Raw genomic sequence first — 15,936 nt, forward strand, 5'->3', positions numbered from 1 at the left:
GCACGCACCGTAGTGGTGCGAGGTGCGTCAGGCCGGCAGGTCCTCCGCATCCACGATGCGGTAGGCATACCCCTGCTCGGCGAGGAACCGCTGGCGGTTCTGGGCGAAGTCGGCGTCGACGGTGTCGCGGGAGACGACGGTGTAGAACCGCGCGGTCTTGCCGCCCGAGCCCGGACGCAACAGCCGGCCCAGGCGCTGGGCCTCCTCCTGGCGGGAGCCGAACGAACCGGAGACCTGGATCGCGACCTCCGCGCCGGGCAGGTCGACGGAGAAGTTCGCGACCTTCGAGACGACGAGCAGCTCGATCTCGCCGGTGCGGAAGCCCTCGAAGAGCCGCTCGCGCTCCTTGACGGTGGTGTCGCCGGTGATGACGGGGGCGTCGAGGGCCGTGGCCAGCTCGTCGAGCTGGTCGAGGTACTGCCCGATCACCAGCGTCGGCTGGCCGCGGTGCTGCGCGACGAGCTCCTGGGCCACACGGGTCTTCACCCGGGTGCACGCGGCGAGCCGGTAGCGGTCCTCGGCCTCAGCGGTGGCGTAGGCGAGCCGCTCGACGTCGGGCAGGGTCACCCGCACCTCGACGCAGTCGGCGGGGGCGATCCAGCCCTGGGCCTCGATGTCCTTCCACGGGGCGTCGTACCGCTTGGGGCCGATCAGCGAGAACACGTCGGACTCGCGGCCATCCTCGCGCACGAGGGTCGCGGTCAGGCCGATGCGGCGCCGCGCCTGCAGGTCGGCGGTCATGCGGAAGATCGGCGCGGGCAGCAGGTGCACCTCGTCATAGACGATGAGTCCCCAGTCGCGGGCGTCGAGCAGCTCGAGGTGGGGATAGACGCCCTTCCTGCGCATCGTCAGCACCTGGTAGGTCGCGATGGTGACGGGGCGGATCTCCTTGACGGCGCCGGAGTACTCGCCGATCTCGTCCTCGGTCAGCGTCGTGCGCTTGAGCAGCTCGGCCTTCCACTGGCGCGCCGAGACGGTGTTGGTGACGAGGATCAAGGTGGTCGCGCGCGCCTCGGCCATCGCACCCGCACCGACGATCGTCTTGCCCGCGCCACACGGGAGGACCACGACGCCGGACCCGCCGTGCCAGAACGACTCGACAGCCTCGCGCTGGTAGTCGCGCAGCGACCAGCCGTCCTCGACCAGGTCGATCGCATGGGCCTCGCCGTCGACGTAGCCCGCGTGGTCCTCGGCCGGCCAGCCGATCTTCACCAGCGCCTGCTTGAGGTTGCCGCGCTCGGAGGGGTGTACGACCACGGTCTCGTCGTCGACGCGCTCGCCGAGCATGCCCTTGATCTTCTTGGCCCGCAGCACCTCCTCGAGCACCGGACGGTCGCTGCTGGAGAGCACCAGTCCGTGGACCGGGTGCTTGTCGAGCCGCAGCCGGCCGTAGCGGGCCATCGTCTCCGCGACGTCGACCAGCAGGGAGTGCGGCACGGCGTAGCGGCTGTAGGTGAGCAGGGTGTCGACCACCTGCTCGGCGTCGTAGCCGGCGGCGCGGGCGTTCCAGAGTCCCAGCGGCGTGAGTCGGTAGGTGTGGATGTGCTCGGGGGAGCGCTCGAGCTCGGCGAACGGCGCGATGGCCTTGCGACAGTCCTGCGCTCGCTCGTGGTCGATCTCCAGCAGCAGGGTCTTGTCGGACTGGACGATCAGTGGTCCGTCGCTCACGCGAGAGCCTCTCGCTGGCGAGCGCGGTAGGCCTGCACGTTGGTGCGCGACGCGCAGCGCTCCGAGCAGTAGCGCCGCGTGGCGTTGGGGGACGCGTCGACGTACGCCGCTTCACAGTCCGGCGCCGCGCAGACTCCGAGGCGGTGCGGGCCGAGGTCGCAGACCAGCATCGTCAGCGCCAGCAGGGACTCGGCGACGACGGTGTCGGCCTGGGGCCCGTCGGGGCGGGCCACGGCGAGGCGCCACTGCCCGGGCTCGCCGGTGATGCCCGGCCGCACGGGGAACCGCGCCAGCAGGGCGTTGAGCCCGGCGACCGCACGCTCCTCGTCGCCGTCGCCGGCGGCCTCGAAGACCGGGCGCAACGCGCCGGCGAAGTCGGCCAGCTCGGGCGGTGCACCACCGGAGACGAGGGCCGCGGCGCGCTCGGCTGCGGGGAGGAAGTCCATGCCTCCAGCCTACGGACGCGGCGACAACCGCCGACCGGGTGCCCGCGTCCTACATCGAGCGGACCGCGGTGATGCGGTGCAGCGCGAAGGCGCGGGTGTCGTCGGATCGGGCGTCGTACGCCGTGAGCCAGCCGCCGTCGACCCGGCGAGGCTCCACGATCCGCTCGCTGACCCCGCCCTCGTTGTCGGTGTAGCCGATCCAGACCGTGCGACCGGACTCGATCGCGTCGCGGAGCTGGCTGAGGACGGCGGCCGGGGTGCTCGGGGCGGGTGTGCCGCCGGTGGGGCGGGCCGCGACGGCGCGGTCACCGGCGCGCACGGCGGTGACGACCGCGGAGACCCGAGCGGCGTCCCGGGCCTGCGCGACTCCGGGGGAGGTGCGCCGGCGCGGGGTCCGGGCCCGCTGGGTGTCGCGGCGGGCGAGGCGGACGGTGCCGTCCGCTGCCTCGAGCACCGGCGCCACCCCGAGCTCGCGCAGGGTGGCCATCACGACGTCGGTCGGCGCGTCGGTGACGAGCACGGTCGGCGCGATCAGCCGCAGCCGCAGCGACGCCGCGCGCGGGTCGTGGGCGAGCTCGGCCAGGGCCTGCTCGTCGTCGCTGCGGACGAAGGCGGTCGCGGCGCCGATGCGCACCGTGCCGAACCTGCGCGACACGTCGTCGACCAGGTAGACCAGCGGCTGCGGCACCGGCGTGCGCGAGGCCGTGGAGATGAAGGAGTGCACCTCCTGCGCGGACCAACCGGCGTCGAAGGCGCGCCGGATCGAGGAGGCGTCGAACCGGTAGACCGTCGCCCCACCGCGCGACTCGACGTCGGCGAGGGTCGCCAGCTTGGTCGCGAGCTCGTGCTCCAACGGTCCGGGTGCGACGGCGGTCAGGTCGGCCTGCAGCAGGATGTGGTCGACCGGCGGCGGGAGCAGCGGGGCGAGCACGCCGGCCGGGTCACCGTCGAGCAGCGCCGCGCCGTGGGCGGTGACGCCGCCGAGCGCGACCACGCCGAGGCTCGCGGCCTCGTCGAGCGTGACGGTCACCAGCTCCTCACGACCCGTGGGCCGGCGGGGCCGGCGCCACTCCAGGTGGGCGACCAGCGACGGGGGACCGGTCGTCGCGGCGAGGACGCTGCCGCGCGGGAGCTCGGCCAACGCGGTCAGCAGCTCGCGTCGGGTGTCGACGGCCCAGGTGCGCTCGGCTCCCTCCGCGAGCGCGTTGACGGTCCGGCCCCGCCCGTCCTTGGACCCGACCACGGCGGCCAGCCGTGGACTCTCCCACCAGGCGCGCGTCAGCCGCGCCCAGCGCTGCGCGGTGTCCTGCGAGCGCCACGTGTCGAACGCATCGGTGGGCAGCCAGGCGGCGTCGAGGTCGTCGGTCGGCCCTGCAGCGAGCAGGTCGGCGGCAGCCGCGACCTCGATCACCAGCACGGTCGTCTCCTCGGGCACACCGAGCAGCGCCGTCGCGGCGCGCAGGTCACGCACCCCCACCCCGCCGGAGCGCAGCGCGGACGGCGGTGTCGCGCCCCAGGTCTCGAGCAGCAGCTCGACTCGCTGCGCGAACTCGCTCGCCGCCCCGGCGCCCACGCGGTCGACCACGGCGGCGTCGCGCTCCGAGGTCATCAGCGCAGGCGCGGCGCTCACGTCGTACGTCGTGGTCCGTCCGCCACGCAGCGCGATCACCACGTCGGGGGGCACGCTCACGTGGCGGCTGTCGCGGGCGACCAACAGCCGGCGCGCCAGCAGCTCCTCCACCGGGGTGCGGGCCTGCGCGACGCTCACCCGGCGGTCGGCCTGCTCGACGGTGCCGACCAGGCCGCTGCCCTCGACGTGCTCGAGCATCGCGCGAGCCTGCGGGCTGACCTCGCCGAGCAACCGGCGGACCTCGTCGACCGGGCGGCGTACGTCGTCCCCCGCCCCGGCCGCGAACGGCCCGAGCAGGTCGGTCAGCACGCTCACCGGGCGCAGGTGGTGCTCGTCGCCCCAGAGCAGGGCCGTGTCGAGCAGGTGGGTCAGGGCGCGGGCGGTCGCTGCCGGGTCGGCGTGGACGATCGCGGCGACCTGCGGTGCCGTGCAGCCGGGACCGAGGACGACCGCCGCCTCGAGCACGGTCAGGTGCAGCCGGTCGAGCTGGTCGAGCATGCGCAGCACCGACGGGCGAGCGGCGGCGCGCGACGCCAGCTGGGTGGAGTCCTGCGGCGCCGGGACGCCCAGGTCCGGACGGTGCCGGACGAGCGTGGCCAGGCGCTCGTCGGGCCAGGAGCGGAGCTGCTCGGCCAGGCTGCGCGGGACGGAGACGGACATCCGCACCACGATACGAGACGCGGCCTGGGACGGTCTCAGGAGAGCTCGACCATCGTCTCGACACCCTCGCCGAGCCCGACCACGCCCAGCCACCGCTGGGTGCCGTCGAGCTGCGGCCAGGTCAGGCCGAGCCGGGTGCGGTCGCCGGAGGTGCCGGTGACGGTGCGGGTGGCAGGGGTGAGGTTGCCCGCGTCCCGGTCCGACAGCGTCCAGGTGTAGACGCGGCCGGTGACGGTCGAGGTGTTGCCGGCACGCGCGCCGTGGACCACGAGGCGGTAGTCGCCCGGACGCGGCGCGCGCAGCGTGAGGGTCTCGCGCGCGTCGAGCCCGGAGGCCTCGGCCACGACATCGTCACCGCGCAGCAGCGTCAGGTCGACGTCGTCGCGGGGGTTGTTGGTCTCCACAGCGACGCGCAGCCATCGAGTGCCGGCCGGCACGGCGAGCGGCATCTCGACGGTGTCGCCGTCCCCGAGCGTGTCCCGGTCGCCGTCGGCCTCCACGAGGGAGAACGGGGTCGGGAAGGCGCCGACGAGTCCCGCGACCTGCACGGGTACGGCGCTGGCTCCCAGCAGCACCGGGACGGTCACCCGCCCGGCGGTCAACGGAGCACGCACGACGGCCGGAGACGCCGCGACGGCGGGGCGGACCGCGACCGGGACGCGGACCACGTGGTCGGTCTGGCCGACCCAGGTGAGCTGGCCGGTGGTCACGACGCCCGGGGTGGCGTTGGCGGTGCGGGTGAGCCGGATCCGCACGGTCTGGGTCTCGCCGGGCGCGAGCGTGAAGGACGCCGGACGCGCGGTGACCTGGACTCCTGGCAGGTCGGGTGCGTTGACGCTGTAGGACTCGGTGCGGCCCGAGACGTTGGTCAGCCGGCGGCGGATCAGGGCGGTGTCGAGCAGGTCGTCGACCGCGACGGAGGGAAGGTTCAGCCGCCGCGCCGGCAGCCGGCCCGCGGCGTAGCGCGCGAACGCGCGCGCCGAGACGTCGAAGGTGAGTCCCGGATCGAGCGCGCGGGCGAGGTCGACGTGCCCGGCGCCCTGCGTCAGCGGAGAGCTCGGCCCCTCGACGTCGTACGCCGTGGTCATCAGCGCCGACTTCACCTGGGCCGGGGACCACCCGGGGCGTGCCGAGCGCAGCAGCGCCGCGAGGCCTGCGACGTGGGCGGAGGAGACCGACGTGCCGGTGCGCATCGCCCACTGCTGGCCGTCGCCGTTGAGCGGGCTGGCGGCGGCCAGCACCCCGGAGCCGGGCGCGGTCACGTCGGGCTTGAGCAGGTCCCCGTCGACGTCAGCCGGTCCGCGTCCCGATGCGGCCAGCACCTGGGGGACCGGGGTGCTGTCGGTGGCGGCGGGGTCGAGAGCGGCGGTCGCGGCGGACTCGCGGTCGAGGTAGCGCTGGAGCTCGCGCGCAGCGGCGGTGTCGAGGTGCACCGACGGCACGGAGTGCACGTCGGTGGGGAGCTCCTGCGGGTAGGGGTTGGTCAGCACCATCCCCGCGGCGCCGGCGTCGCGGACCGCGGCGGACTTCTCCACGCGCGCGATCACCCCGCGCTGGCAGACGACGATCGCGTCCTTGACCGCCGCGGGGTCGAGGCTGCCGCGGTGGCACAGCGCCGCGTCGTGCGTGGAGCTGCCGCGCGCGGCCGCCGTGCGGGCCGCCACCAACCGGGTCGACTCGACCGGCGTCCGCGCCACCATGGCGCCCACGAGCCGGGTGCCGTCGCCGAGGACGACGGCGCCCTGACGCAGGGTGTGGGTGCTCGCTGCGGCGGTGGTCACCCACGGCGCGGGCTGCTGCACGGTGCCGGGCCCGGGCCCGGCGTTGCCGGCGGCGGTGGCAACGAAGACACCTTGACGCTCGGCGTGGCGCAGCGCGGCGGAGAGGGTGTCGAACGGGGCGGCCGGGGTGGAGGAGACGGGCACGTCGAGGACGTCGACGCCGTCGCCCACCGCGCGGTCGACCGCGGCGACGAGGTCGGCGGTCTCGCAGCCGTCCTGGTCGGGATCGGGGGCCGCCCAGCACGCCTTGTAGACGGCCAGCCGGGCGGCCGGGGCGATGCCCGAGACCTGCCCGAAGGGCCGGCCGTTGAGCCGGGCGTCGACTCCCGCCCCACCGGCCGCGACCGAGGCGCTGTGGGTGCCGTGCCCGACGGTGTCGCGCGGGGAGAGCTCCTCGTTGCTGGCGATCGCGTCGGGGCCGAAGGCCTCCACGAACCAGTCGGCGGCGACGACCTTGGTGGTGCAGAAGTTCGATCCGGCCACACCGGTGCGGCACGCGCCGGTGAACCCGGCGGGACGGGCGTCGACGTCGGTCAGGGGCGCGAACGCCGGTGTGCGCGGCCACAGCCCGGAGTCGACCGACCCGATGACGACGCCGGCACCGGCGCGCTCCGGTCCGCCCAACGACTGCCATGCCCCGGTGTCGCCGGCGAGCTCGAGGAAGTCCGTCGTGGACCCGGACTGCAGGCGTTGCCGGGTGCTGCGCTCGACGCGTACGACGTCCGCGCGGGCACGCAACGCCTTCACGTCGGCCGGCTCCAGCCGCGCGCTGAACCCGGCGATCGTGTGGGTGTAGCGGTAGAGGGGGTCGACGTCGAGGCTCGCCAGGACGCGGTCCTGCGCGCCCTTCTGCACGGTGACCAGGTAGACGGCGCCACCGGTCGCGGCGGTCGGGTCCCCGACCTCGGCCAGGGGCGCAGCACTGCTCGACGTGGCTGCGCCTACTGCCCCGGCGACGGTGAGGCTCGCGGCGAGTCCGCCTGCGAGCAGGGCGGTGGAAAGGCGTCGCAACGCGCGCACGGCGGACCTCCTCACGGTGGCCAAAGGGGGAAGATCGTGCGGAACGGGCACGGCGCCGGCTCTCCATGCTCCCAAACCCATGCGCGCGCGAGCAACCGCGACCCATAGAGTGGGAACCACAGGATCGGCGCCCCCTGCGCCCACATGAGGAGGTCGTTCGAGGTGCCCATCGGCAAGGTCAAGTGGTACGACGCGGAGAAGGGCTTCGGCTTCCTGTCGCGCGAGGACGGTGAGGACGTCTTCGTCCGCGCCTCGGCACTCCCCGACGGGGTGGAGAGCCTGCGGGCCGGGATGCGCGTGGAGTTCGGCATCGCCCAGGGCCGCAAGGGCGACCAGGCGCTGCAGCTGCGCGTGCTCGACTCCTCCGGGTCCGTGGTCAAGGCGCTGCGCAAGAAGCCCGAGGAGATGGTCTCGATCGTCGAGGACCTGATCCGCCTGCTCGACGGGCTCGGCGAGGGCTACCGCCACGGCCGGCACCCCGACCCCAAGACCGCGCGACCGACGGCGAAGCTGCTGCGGGCCCTCGCCGACGAGCTCGAGGCCTAGTACGCCGAGGGTGCCGTCGGGTCCGGCTGGGCCGCGGTCCGCCCGGGCCGGTGGGTCAGCACGAACACCGTCCAGGCGGCCAGCACCGCGGCCACCACGCCCAGCCCGAGACGGGGGATGAGCGGCAGCGCGATACCGAGGAACCCGCCCAGCACCCAGGACATCTGCAGCAGGGTCTCGGAGCGGGCGAAGGCGCTGGTGCGCGTGCGCTCGGGCACCTCGCGCTGGATGAGCGCGTCCAGGGACAGCTTCCCCAGGCTCTGGCACAGCCCGGCGGTCAGGCCGAGCAGCGAGGCGACGACCAACCCGTAGAGGAACGCCGCCAGCACCACCACGACGGCGTCGAGCACGAGCACGAGGACCACGGTCAGCTCGGGGCGGACGTTGCGCAGCAGCGATCCGAGGGCGATGCCGGTGGTGCTCCCGGCGCCCGCCGCACCGACGACCAGGCCCAGCAACAGCTCGGGGCGGTCCTCCCAACCGGGGAAGGGCTGGTCGCGCAGCAGGAACGCCATGAACATCACCAAGAAGCCCGACAGCAGTCGCAACCCCGCGTTGCACCGCAGGGCGAAGACCACGCTGGCGGGCACCGGCGAGCGCATCGACGCGCCGATACCGCCCACCGAGCCGAGCGCGAGCTGCTCCTCGCCATGGGCCGAGTCGACGCGGGCGGGGAGCAGGATCGCCAGGATCGTGGCGAAGACGAAGAGCGCGAACGCGTAGCGCAGCGACCAGTCGGATCCGAGGAACGACGCCCCGACCGCGATCGGGGCCGACACCGCGGCACCGATCGTGCCGGCGAGCGAGATCCGCGAGTTGGCCTTCACCAGGCTCAGCGACTCCGGCACCACCCGGGGCACGGCGGAGGCGCGGGTGACGCCGTACGCCTTCGACGCGACCAGCACCCCGAGCGCTGCCGGGAACAGCGCGACCGAGCCACTGGCGACGGCGTCGGCGAGGACCCAGCAGAGGAACCCGCGCAGTGCCATCGTCGCGCCGATCGCCCAGCGCCGGCCGTGACCGAACCGGTCCAGCAACGGACCGATGAGCGGAGCCACCACGGCGAAGGGCAGCATCGTCAGGCCGAGGAAGAGCGCGACCTGACCGCGCGCCTCGCCGGTGGGGACCTGGAAGAACAGGGTGCCCGCCAAGGAGATCGCGACCGCGGCGTCGGCGGCGGCGTTGACCGCGTGCAGCTCGATCAGCCGTGACAGCCCGGAGTCGCCGGCTCCCTCGGCCCGCGACGCGCGGCGCGCCAGACGGACCGTGCCGCGTACGGCGGTGCGGGTGCCTCGGCCGGTCGCCCGGGCGGCGCGCGCGGTCCCGCGCCAGGTGCCGGTGGCCACCTGCCGGGCGCGCCCGGGGGGTGCGTGGGGGGCCTCTGGCATGGGCCCATCTTGCCCGGCGCGTGGGTCGCGCGGACAACGATCCAGGGGATGGGGGACAATCCGAGCATGGTCATCACCTCCCGCCCGTCCAAGCCGGACGCCGTGGCCGCTGCTGCGGTCGACGTCGCGCGTGCGGCCCTGCTCGAGCAGGTCACCGCCGACGAGGTCGGGGAGCACCTGGGCGTGCAGGCGGAAGCCGAGCGCGTGGTGACCCATCTGTTCGCCTGCACCAAGCGCGGCTACCGCGGCTGGACCTGGGCCGTGGACGTCGTCCGGGCGCCGCGGCTGCGCACCGTCACCGTCAACGACGTGGTCCTGCTGCCTGGCGACGAGGCGATCGTGGCGCCGGCCTGGGTGCCCTACAAGGACCGCGTCGCCCCCGGTGACCTGTCCCCGGGCGACCTGCTGCCCGTCGAGGCCGACGACCCGCGCCTGGTGCCGGGGCAGACGGCCGGGGACGAGATCGTCGACCGCGACGCCATGCGCGACGTGATCCACGAGGTCGGTCTCGGCCGTCCGCGTGTGCTCTCGATCGAGGGCCGCGACCAGGCCGCGCAGCGCTGGTACGACGGCGACCAGGGCCCTGAGAGCCCGCTCGCGCAGGCCGCCCCCGGTCAGTGCGTGGGCTGCGGCTTCCTCGTCCGGCTCGCGGGTCCGCTCTCGCGGCTGTTCGGCGTGTGCGCCAACGGCAACGCCAACGACGACGGCCGGGTCGTCTCCTTCGACCACGGCTGCGGAGCGCACTCCGAGGTGCGGTTGTCGAAGAAGCACCAGCCCGAGCCGCTGCCCGAGCCCGTGCTCGACGAGGAGTCCCCGGCGCTGCTCGAGACCTTCTGAGCCAGCCGGAGCTCAGTCAGGAGGAGTGCGGTCGGCTTCGGCCGCGCGCCGGGCGATCCGGTTGTTGCGCCGGCGCCGGCAGTAGTCCCAGCCGATGACACCGAGCCCGAAGCCGGCCAGGCAGGTCCACAGCCACCACTCGCGGTCGGTCTCCTCGAGGCGGCCGTAGAACGGGATCAGCCCGACGAAGGCGACCAGCCACAGCCCGGCGCCGACCGCCACCGTCCGCACGCCGTCGAGGTCGAGGGGGTCCACGTCGGCGACGACGTAGGTGCGGCTGCCGATCTCGTGCGTCTGCAGCTCGGGCTCCTCCACGTCTGTCAATGTATCGCTCGCCACGGTGGCAGTTTCGGACAGGGCCGACGCGCGGCGCCGCGATCTGGTTCGATCCTCTCCCGTGGACACCTTCTTCAAGATCTCCGAGCGAGGCTCGACCGTGGGCCGTGAGGTGCGCGGCGGCGTCGTCACCTTCTTCACGATGGCCTACATCGTCGTCCTGAACCCGATCATCCTCTCCGGCGGGACCGACGCCAACGGCGACAGCCTGGCGGACTTCGCGACGATCGCGGCGACGACCGCGCTGGTCGCCGGTGTCATGTCGATCCTCATGGGCGTGGTCGCGAACTTCCCGATCGCGATCGCCGCCGGTCTCGGGCTCAATGCCTTCGTGGCCTACTCGCTGGCCGGGCAGATGACCTGGGCCGACGCGATGGGACTGGTGGTCATCGAAGGCGTGGTGATCCTCGTCCTGGTGCTGACCGGGTTCCGCGAGGCGGTCTTCCGCGCCGTGCCGATCCAGCTCAAGGTCGCCATCAGTGTCGGCATCGGCCTGTTCATCGCCCTCATCGGCCTCGTCGACGCCGGCTTCGTGCGGCGTACCGGCAACGGACCGGTCCCCGTCGAGCTCGGCATCGGGGGCACCCTGTCGGGCTGGCCGGTCCTCGTCTTCGTGGTCGGCCTGGCACTGATGATCGTGCTCTACGTGCGCGGCGTGAAGGGTGCGATCCTCATCGGCATCGTCGTGGCGACGATCGTGGCGATCATCGTCGAGAGCGTCGGCAAGCTCGGCTCGAGCGTCGACAACCCGACCGGCTGGAACCTCAACGTCCCGGCCCTGCCCGACAAGATCGTCGACGTCCCCGACTTCAGCCTCGTCGGCAACTTCAACCTGCTCGGCTCGTGGGAGTCGGCCGGCGTCGTCACCGTCCTGCTGCTGATCTTCACCCTGCTGCTGGCCGACTTCTTCGACACGATGGGCACGATGACCGCCATCGGCGCCGAGGCCAAGCTCCTCGACGACGAGGGCAACCCGCCCAACACCAAGCGCATCCTGGTCGTGGACTCGCTGGCGGCCGTCGCCGGCGGTGCCTCGAGCGTCTCGAGCAACACGTCCTTCATCGAGTCCGCCTCGGGTGTGGCCGAGGGCGCGCGCACCGGTCTGGCCAGCGTCGTCACCGGTGTGCTCTTCCTGCTGACCACGATCCTGTCGCCGGTCGTCGCCGTCATCCCCAACGAGGCCGCCGTGCCCGCACTGGTCCTTGTCGGCTTCCTGATGATGCAGCAGGTCAAGGGCATCGACTGGGACGACCTGGAGATCGCGATCCCGGCGTTCCTCACGATCGCGCTGATGCCGTTCACGTACTCCATCTCGGCCGGCATCGGGGCGGGCTTCATCGCCTACACCCTGATCAAGCTGGTGCGCGGCAAGATCGGCGAGATCCACCCGCTCATGTGGGTCGTCTCGGTCCTGTTCGTCGCCTACTTCGCGATCGAGCCGATCCGCGCGCTGCTGACCTGATCGGCACGCGCCCCGCGTCCTGAGCGGGTGGTTCCGGTGCCACGACGTGGCACCGGAACCACCCGCTCTCGCGTTCAGGCGGGCTCGACCGGCTGCCAGAGCTCACACGTGGCCGTGGTGAAGTCCGCGTCGTGCTCGAGGATCGCGACGATCGACGGTCCGGGACGCAGTCGCCACGGGTGTGCGGGGAACCACTCCGCCGCGGTGGCGGCCCAGGTCTCCTGCAGCGCCTGCGGATGCGGTCCCGCGCTGGTGAACACGGCCCACCGGCCCCCAGCGACCTGCAGGTGGTCGAGGTCGCCCGGGACGGGTGTCCCCTCGGAGACCGCGACGCCGTGCAGGTAGGTGAGCTCGGCGCCCTCCGGCTCGTCCGGCTCGGTGCCGTGGGTCACCTGCAGCAGCCCCCGCGGGTCGGTGTTGCTCAGCTCCTTGAGCCGGGCGTGCTCCGACGGCTCGATGGCGGCGATGTGCTCGGCGATCGCGGGGTTGACTCCCTCATAGAGCAGCGGGACGCGCGTCGCGTGACCGATGAGGTGGAGGATGGGGCGGTCGACGATGCGAACGTTCATGGCGGTGTTCCCTTCGACGGTCAGACGGAAGCGGAGAGGCTGCTGGCTGCGGAACGGGCCGCCCGAGCGCCGCGCATCGGACGGCCCGATGCCGTGCACGGCGCGGAACGCCCGGCCGAACGCCTCGGTCGAGCCGTAGCCGTGGCGTACGGCGATGGTCAGCAGGTCGTCGGTGGTCTGCGTGAGGTCGGCGGCGGCCCGCGACATCCGCCGGCGACGGACGTACTCCGACACCGGCATCCCGGCGAGCGAGGAGAACATCCGCCGCAGGTGATACTCGGTCGTCGCGTGCCGCGCGGCCACCGCAGCGACGTCGACGTCTGCGGCGAGATCCGCCTCGACGGCGTCGACGATCTCGTTCAGGGCTGGCAGCACGCTGTGCCTCTGCTTCCTCGGTCGTGGACTTCGCCGACCATCCTGCAGCGGCGACGTCCCCTGCGCCCGATACCTCGGGACCGGTCCGGTCGGGTCGTCCGGCCCCGGCGTGAGCCCGCCCACAGAGCGCCCTTCGGGAAATAGTTAGCAAGGGTAATGAGTTATGCTCACGATATGGCACCCACGATCGAGAAGCTCGCGCGCACGGACGTCGGTCTGGCGTCCGCGCTGCGGCTGTCCGTCTTCCGGCTGGTGCGCCGCCTCCGCTCCGAGCGGGACCCCGACAACGAGCTGAGCATCGGCCAGCTCGCGGTGCTGGGTGACCTGCTGCGCGAGGGGGAGGCCAGCGTCGGTGAGCTCGCCCGGCGCCAGATGGTCCAGCCCCCGACGATGACCCGCGCGATCAACGACCTCGAGGCCGCTGGCTACGTGACCCGGCGGGCGTGCGAGGACGACGGCCGCCGCGCGCTGATCAGCATCTCCGACCAGGGAGCCGCGACGCTGGCTGCTGATCGCAAGCGCCGCGACGCGTGGCTCGCGCGCGAGCTGCGCAACCTGACCCCCGAGGAGCGCGACGCGCTCCGCACTGCCGCACCGATCCTCGAAAGGCTGGCCAACGCTTGAGCCCCACCTTCCGCGCCCTGGCGAACCGCAACTACCGGTTGTACGCCGCCGGTGGCGTGGTGTCGAACACCGGGACGTGGATGCAGCGCGTCGCCCAGGACTGGCTCGTGCTCGTCCTCACCGCTGGCAGTGGCACCGCCCTCGGCATCACGACCGGCCTGCAGTTCCTGCCGATCCTGCTGCTCTCGCCGTACGCCGGCCTGCTGGCCGACCGGTTCCCCAAGCGCCGCATGCTCCAGCTGACCCAGCTGATGATGGCGGTGCCTGCCGGCCTGCTCGGTGTGCTGGCGATCACCGGGGTCGCCGAGGTGTGGCACGTCTACGCCATCGCGCTGGTCTTCGGCATCGGCACGGCTTTCGACGGGCCCGCGCGCCAGTCGTTCGTGAGCGAGATGGTCGGTCCCGAGGACCTGCCCAACGCCGTCGGGCTGAACTCCGCCTCGTTCAACGCCGCCCGGATGCTCGGCCCCGCGTTGGCCGGTGTGCTGATCGGCGCCCTCGGCGGCGGCGCGGCGGCGACCGGCTGGGTCATCCTCCTCAACGCGATCAGCTACGGCGCCGTCGTCGTGGCCCTCGAGCGGATGGACCCGCGGCTGCTCGACACCCCGACGCCGCAGCCCCGCACGAAGGGCATGATCCGCGACGGCATCCGCTACGTGCGCAGCCGCCCCGACCTCAAGCTCATCCTCATGATCGTCTTCTTCGCCGGCACGTTCGGGCTCAACTTCCAGATGACGTCGGCGCTGATGGCGACCGAGGTCTTCGACCAGAAGGCCGAGGGCTACGGGATCATCGGCTCGGTGCTGGCCATCGGCTCGCTGACCGGCGCGCTCCTCGCCGCGCGACGTACCCGCATCCGCTACCGCCTGGTCGTGCTGGCCGCGTTGGCCTTCGGGATCGCCGAGGTGATCGCGGGGTTGGCGCCGACGTACTGGTCCTTCCTGGTCTGGGCGCCGGTCCTGGGGCTGGCGGCGCTGACGATGATCACCGCGGCCAACACGGTCATGCAGACCACCACCGTGGCGCACATGCGCGGGCGGGTGATGGCCCTCTACATGATGATCTTCATGGGCGGTACGCCGCTGGGGGCACCCATCGTCGGATGGATCGGCGAGACGTTCGGTGCGCGCTGGACGCTCATCGGTGGTGGGCTGGCGACGATCTTCGGCGTGCTGCTCGCCGTGGTGCTCTTCCGTCGCAGCGAGCGGGCCGCAGCGGTGGCCGAGGCGACGATCGCGGTCACCGAGCCGAAGCCCTCGCAGAGCGCGGCCTAGGATCGTCCGAGTGAATCCCCGCTACCGCCGCCTGGTGATCCCGTGCGCCCTGGGCGCACTGCTGCTCGTCGTGCTGGTCACCGCGCTCGTGCGGGGCTGACGTGGCCGCCGAGCCCCTGCTGCGAGCGCTGACCCGCGTCCGCGCCACGATCCTGAACGACGAGACGCTCGTCCGGGCGCTGGCCACCGGCCGGCGCCGCGGCCGGCAGCCGGCCTGGCGCCGGGTCGAGCTGCGCTACGTCGACCTCAAGTCCGGTCGGCACCTGCAGGTCACGACGTACGACGACACCCAGGCCCACACCGCCAACCACGCCGTCGGGCCGGCGGCGACCGAGGCGCTCGATGCGCTGCTCGAGGAGCCCTTCGGCAACTGGCACGTCGACACGCTCACCGAGTCGCTGCAGGTGCGGGTGACCAAGAAGGGCGAGGCGCTGGTGCACGCCACCGCCGCCCGGGAGACCCCGGCCGCTCCCGTCCGCGGCCACGACCGCGCGAAGGCGCGGTTGCTGCCGGAGGGCGACCCGGTGCTGCGCGCGCTGGGCATCGCCGACGCCGAGGGACGGATCAAACCGTCGCGGCAGGCGAAGTACCGCCAGGTCGAGGAGTTCCTGCGCGCCCTCGACGTCGCGGTCACCGACGCGCTGGAGTCCGGTCGGCTGCGTCAGCCCACCGCCGAGGAGCCGTTGCGGGTGGTCGACCTCGGGTGCGGCAACGCCTACCTGACCTTCGCCGCGCACCGCCACCTCACCCGGCGGGGACTGCCGGTGCACCTGGTCGGTGTCGACTCCAAGCAGCAGTCCTATGACCACAACACCGCGGTCGCCGACGAGCTCGGCATCGGTGACTCCACCTCGTGGGTCGTCGCCTCGATCGAGGCCGCCGACCTCGACGGGGTGCTGCCGGCCGCACCCGAGGTGGTGCTGGCCCTGCACGCCTGCGACACCGCCACCGACGAGGCGCTCGCCCGCGCGGTCGGCTGGGATGCCTGCCTCGTGCTCGCCGCACCGTGCTGTCACCACGACGTCGCCGCGCAGCTCCGTCGTACGCCGACCCCGGCGCCCTACACCCTGCTCACCCGGCACGGCATCCTGCGCGAGCGGCTGGCCGACACCCTGACCGACACCCTCCGAGCCTCGCTGCTGCGGCTGCAGGGCTACCGGGTCGACGTGATGGAGTTCGTCGAGAGCCAACACACGCCGCGCAACACGCTCATCCGCGCGGTGAGGTCGGGTGCGCAGCCGCGCGACGTTCAGGAGGAGTACGACGCGCTGGTCGCCGCGTGGGGGATCCGGCCGCGGCTCGCGGAGCTCCTGGCCTAAC

Annotated in this window: 13 protein-coding genes; 6 read left to right on the forward strand and 7 right to left on the reverse strand. The window is 73.1% G+C overall.

Annotated elements, in window-relative coordinates; translation table 11 throughout:
• Nucleotides 1–27 precede the first annotated feature (27 nt).
• The 4 genes from J2S59_RS09655 to J2S59_RS09670 are packed head-to-tail and all read right to left on the reverse strand — an operon-like array spanning nucleotide 28 to nucleotide 7,205.
• The gene (locus tag J2S59_RS09655; protein WP_306825053.1) at nucleotides 28–1,668 is read right to left on the reverse strand and encodes a DNA repair helicase XPB; all 1,641 of its coding nucleotides are present in this window, start codon (nucleotides 1,666–1,668) and stop codon (nucleotides 28–30) included.
• A complete protein-coding gene (locus J2S59_RS09660; RefSeq protein ID WP_068119416.1) occupies nucleotides 1,665–2,114 on the reverse strand; it encodes a CGNR zinc finger domain-containing protein in 450 nt (149 codons plus the stop codon). Before J2S59_RS09660 ends, J2S59_RS09655 begins: the two co-directional genes overlap by 4 nt.
• Nucleotides 2,115–2,163: 49 nt before the next feature.
• Nucleotides 2,164–4,404, reverse strand: a complete 2,241-nt coding sequence (locus J2S59_RS09665) for a helicase C-terminal domain-containing protein (RefSeq protein ID WP_068119418.1) — start codon at nucleotides 4,402–4,404, stop codon at nucleotides 2,164–2,166.
• Between the two features lie 35 nt (nucleotides 4,405–4,439).
• Complete coding sequence (locus tag J2S59_RS09670; RefSeq protein WP_068119421.1) at nucleotides 4,440–7,205, reverse strand: S8 family serine peptidase; 2,766 nt, start codon at nucleotides 7,203–7,205, stop codon at nucleotides 4,440–4,442.
• A 162-nt stretch (nucleotides 7,206–7,367) separates the two neighbouring features.
• On the opposite strand from J2S59_RS09670, the gene J2S59_RS09675 reads away from it, so the two are divergent.
• Nucleotides 7,368–7,751: a cold-shock protein gene (locus J2S59_RS09675; RefSeq protein ID WP_068119424.1), complete on the forward strand. Its 384-nt coding sequence runs from the start codon at nucleotides 7,368–7,370 to the stop codon at nucleotides 7,749–7,751.
• Here J2S59_RS09675 and J2S59_RS09680 read toward each other — a convergent pair.
• Nucleotides 7,748–9,139 (reverse strand): MFS transporter, encoded by a 1,392-nt coding sequence (locus J2S59_RS09680; RefSeq protein ID WP_306825054.1) that lies wholly within the window; start codon nucleotides 9,137–9,139, stop codon nucleotides 7,748–7,750. The two genes, J2S59_RS09675 and J2S59_RS09680, sit on opposite strands and share 4 nt — an antisense overlap.
• 66 nt (nucleotides 9,140–9,205) lie before the next feature.
• On the opposite strand from J2S59_RS09680, the gene J2S59_RS09685 reads away from it, so the two are divergent.
• Nucleotides 9,206–9,976, forward strand: coding sequence for a DUF3027 domain-containing protein (locus J2S59_RS09685; RefSeq protein ID WP_181641678.1), 771 nt, complete (start codon nucleotides 9,206–9,208; stop codon nucleotides 9,974–9,976).
• Nucleotides 9,977–9,988: 12 nt separating this feature from the next.
• Here J2S59_RS09685 and J2S59_RS09690 read toward each other — a convergent pair whose 3' ends face one another.
• Complete coding sequence (locus J2S59_RS09690) at nucleotides 9,989–10,291, reverse strand: DUF2530 domain-containing protein (protein ID WP_246360175.1); 303 nt, start codon at nucleotides 10,289–10,291, stop codon at nucleotides 9,989–9,991.
• 82 nt (nucleotides 10,292–10,373) lie between these two features.
• Between J2S59_RS09690 and J2S59_RS09695 the strand changes: the two genes are divergently transcribed.
• The gene (locus tag J2S59_RS09695; RefSeq protein WP_246360174.1) at nucleotides 10,374–11,774 is read left to right on the forward strand and encodes an NCS2 family permease; all 1,401 of its coding nucleotides are present in this window, start codon (nucleotides 10,374–10,376) and stop codon (nucleotides 11,772–11,774) included.
• 74 nt (nucleotides 11,775–11,848) lie between these two features.
• Here the strand turns inward: J2S59_RS09695 and J2S59_RS09700 are convergent, their stop codons facing one another.
• On the reverse strand, nucleotides 11,849–12,718 hold the full coding sequence (locus J2S59_RS09700) for an AraC family transcriptional regulator (RefSeq protein ID WP_068118783.1): 870 nt from the start codon (nucleotides 12,716–12,718) through the stop codon (nucleotides 11,849–11,851).
• 174 nt (nucleotides 12,719–12,892) lie between these two features.
• Between J2S59_RS09700 and J2S59_RS09705 the strand changes: the two genes are divergently transcribed.
• The 3 genes from J2S59_RS09705 (at nucleotide 12,893) to J2S59_RS09715 (ending at nucleotide 15,935) form a co-directional block, all read left to right on the forward strand.
• A complete protein-coding gene (locus tag J2S59_RS09705) occupies nucleotides 12,893–13,342 on the forward strand; it encodes a MarR family transcriptional regulator (protein ID WP_246360168.1) in 450 nt (149 codons plus the stop codon).
• Entirely contained in the window at nucleotides 13,339–14,616 is a 1,278-nt protein-coding gene (locus J2S59_RS09710) for an MFS transporter (protein ID WP_306825055.1), read from the forward strand. Before J2S59_RS09705 ends, J2S59_RS09710 begins: the two co-directional genes overlap by 4 nt.
• Nucleotides 14,617–14,717: 101 nt before the next feature.
• On the forward strand, nucleotides 14,718–15,935 hold the full coding sequence (locus J2S59_RS09715; RefSeq protein ID WP_068121229.1) for a class I SAM-dependent methyltransferase: 1,218 nt from the start codon (nucleotides 14,718–14,720) through the stop codon (nucleotides 15,933–15,935).
• Nucleotide 15,936: the final 1 nt, after the last annotated feature.

Source organism: Nocardioides massiliensis (assembly GCF_030811215.1).
Taxonomy (GTDB): domain Bacteria; phylum Actinomycetota; class Actinomycetes; order Propionibacteriales; family Nocardioidaceae; genus Nocardioides_A; species Nocardioides_A massiliensis.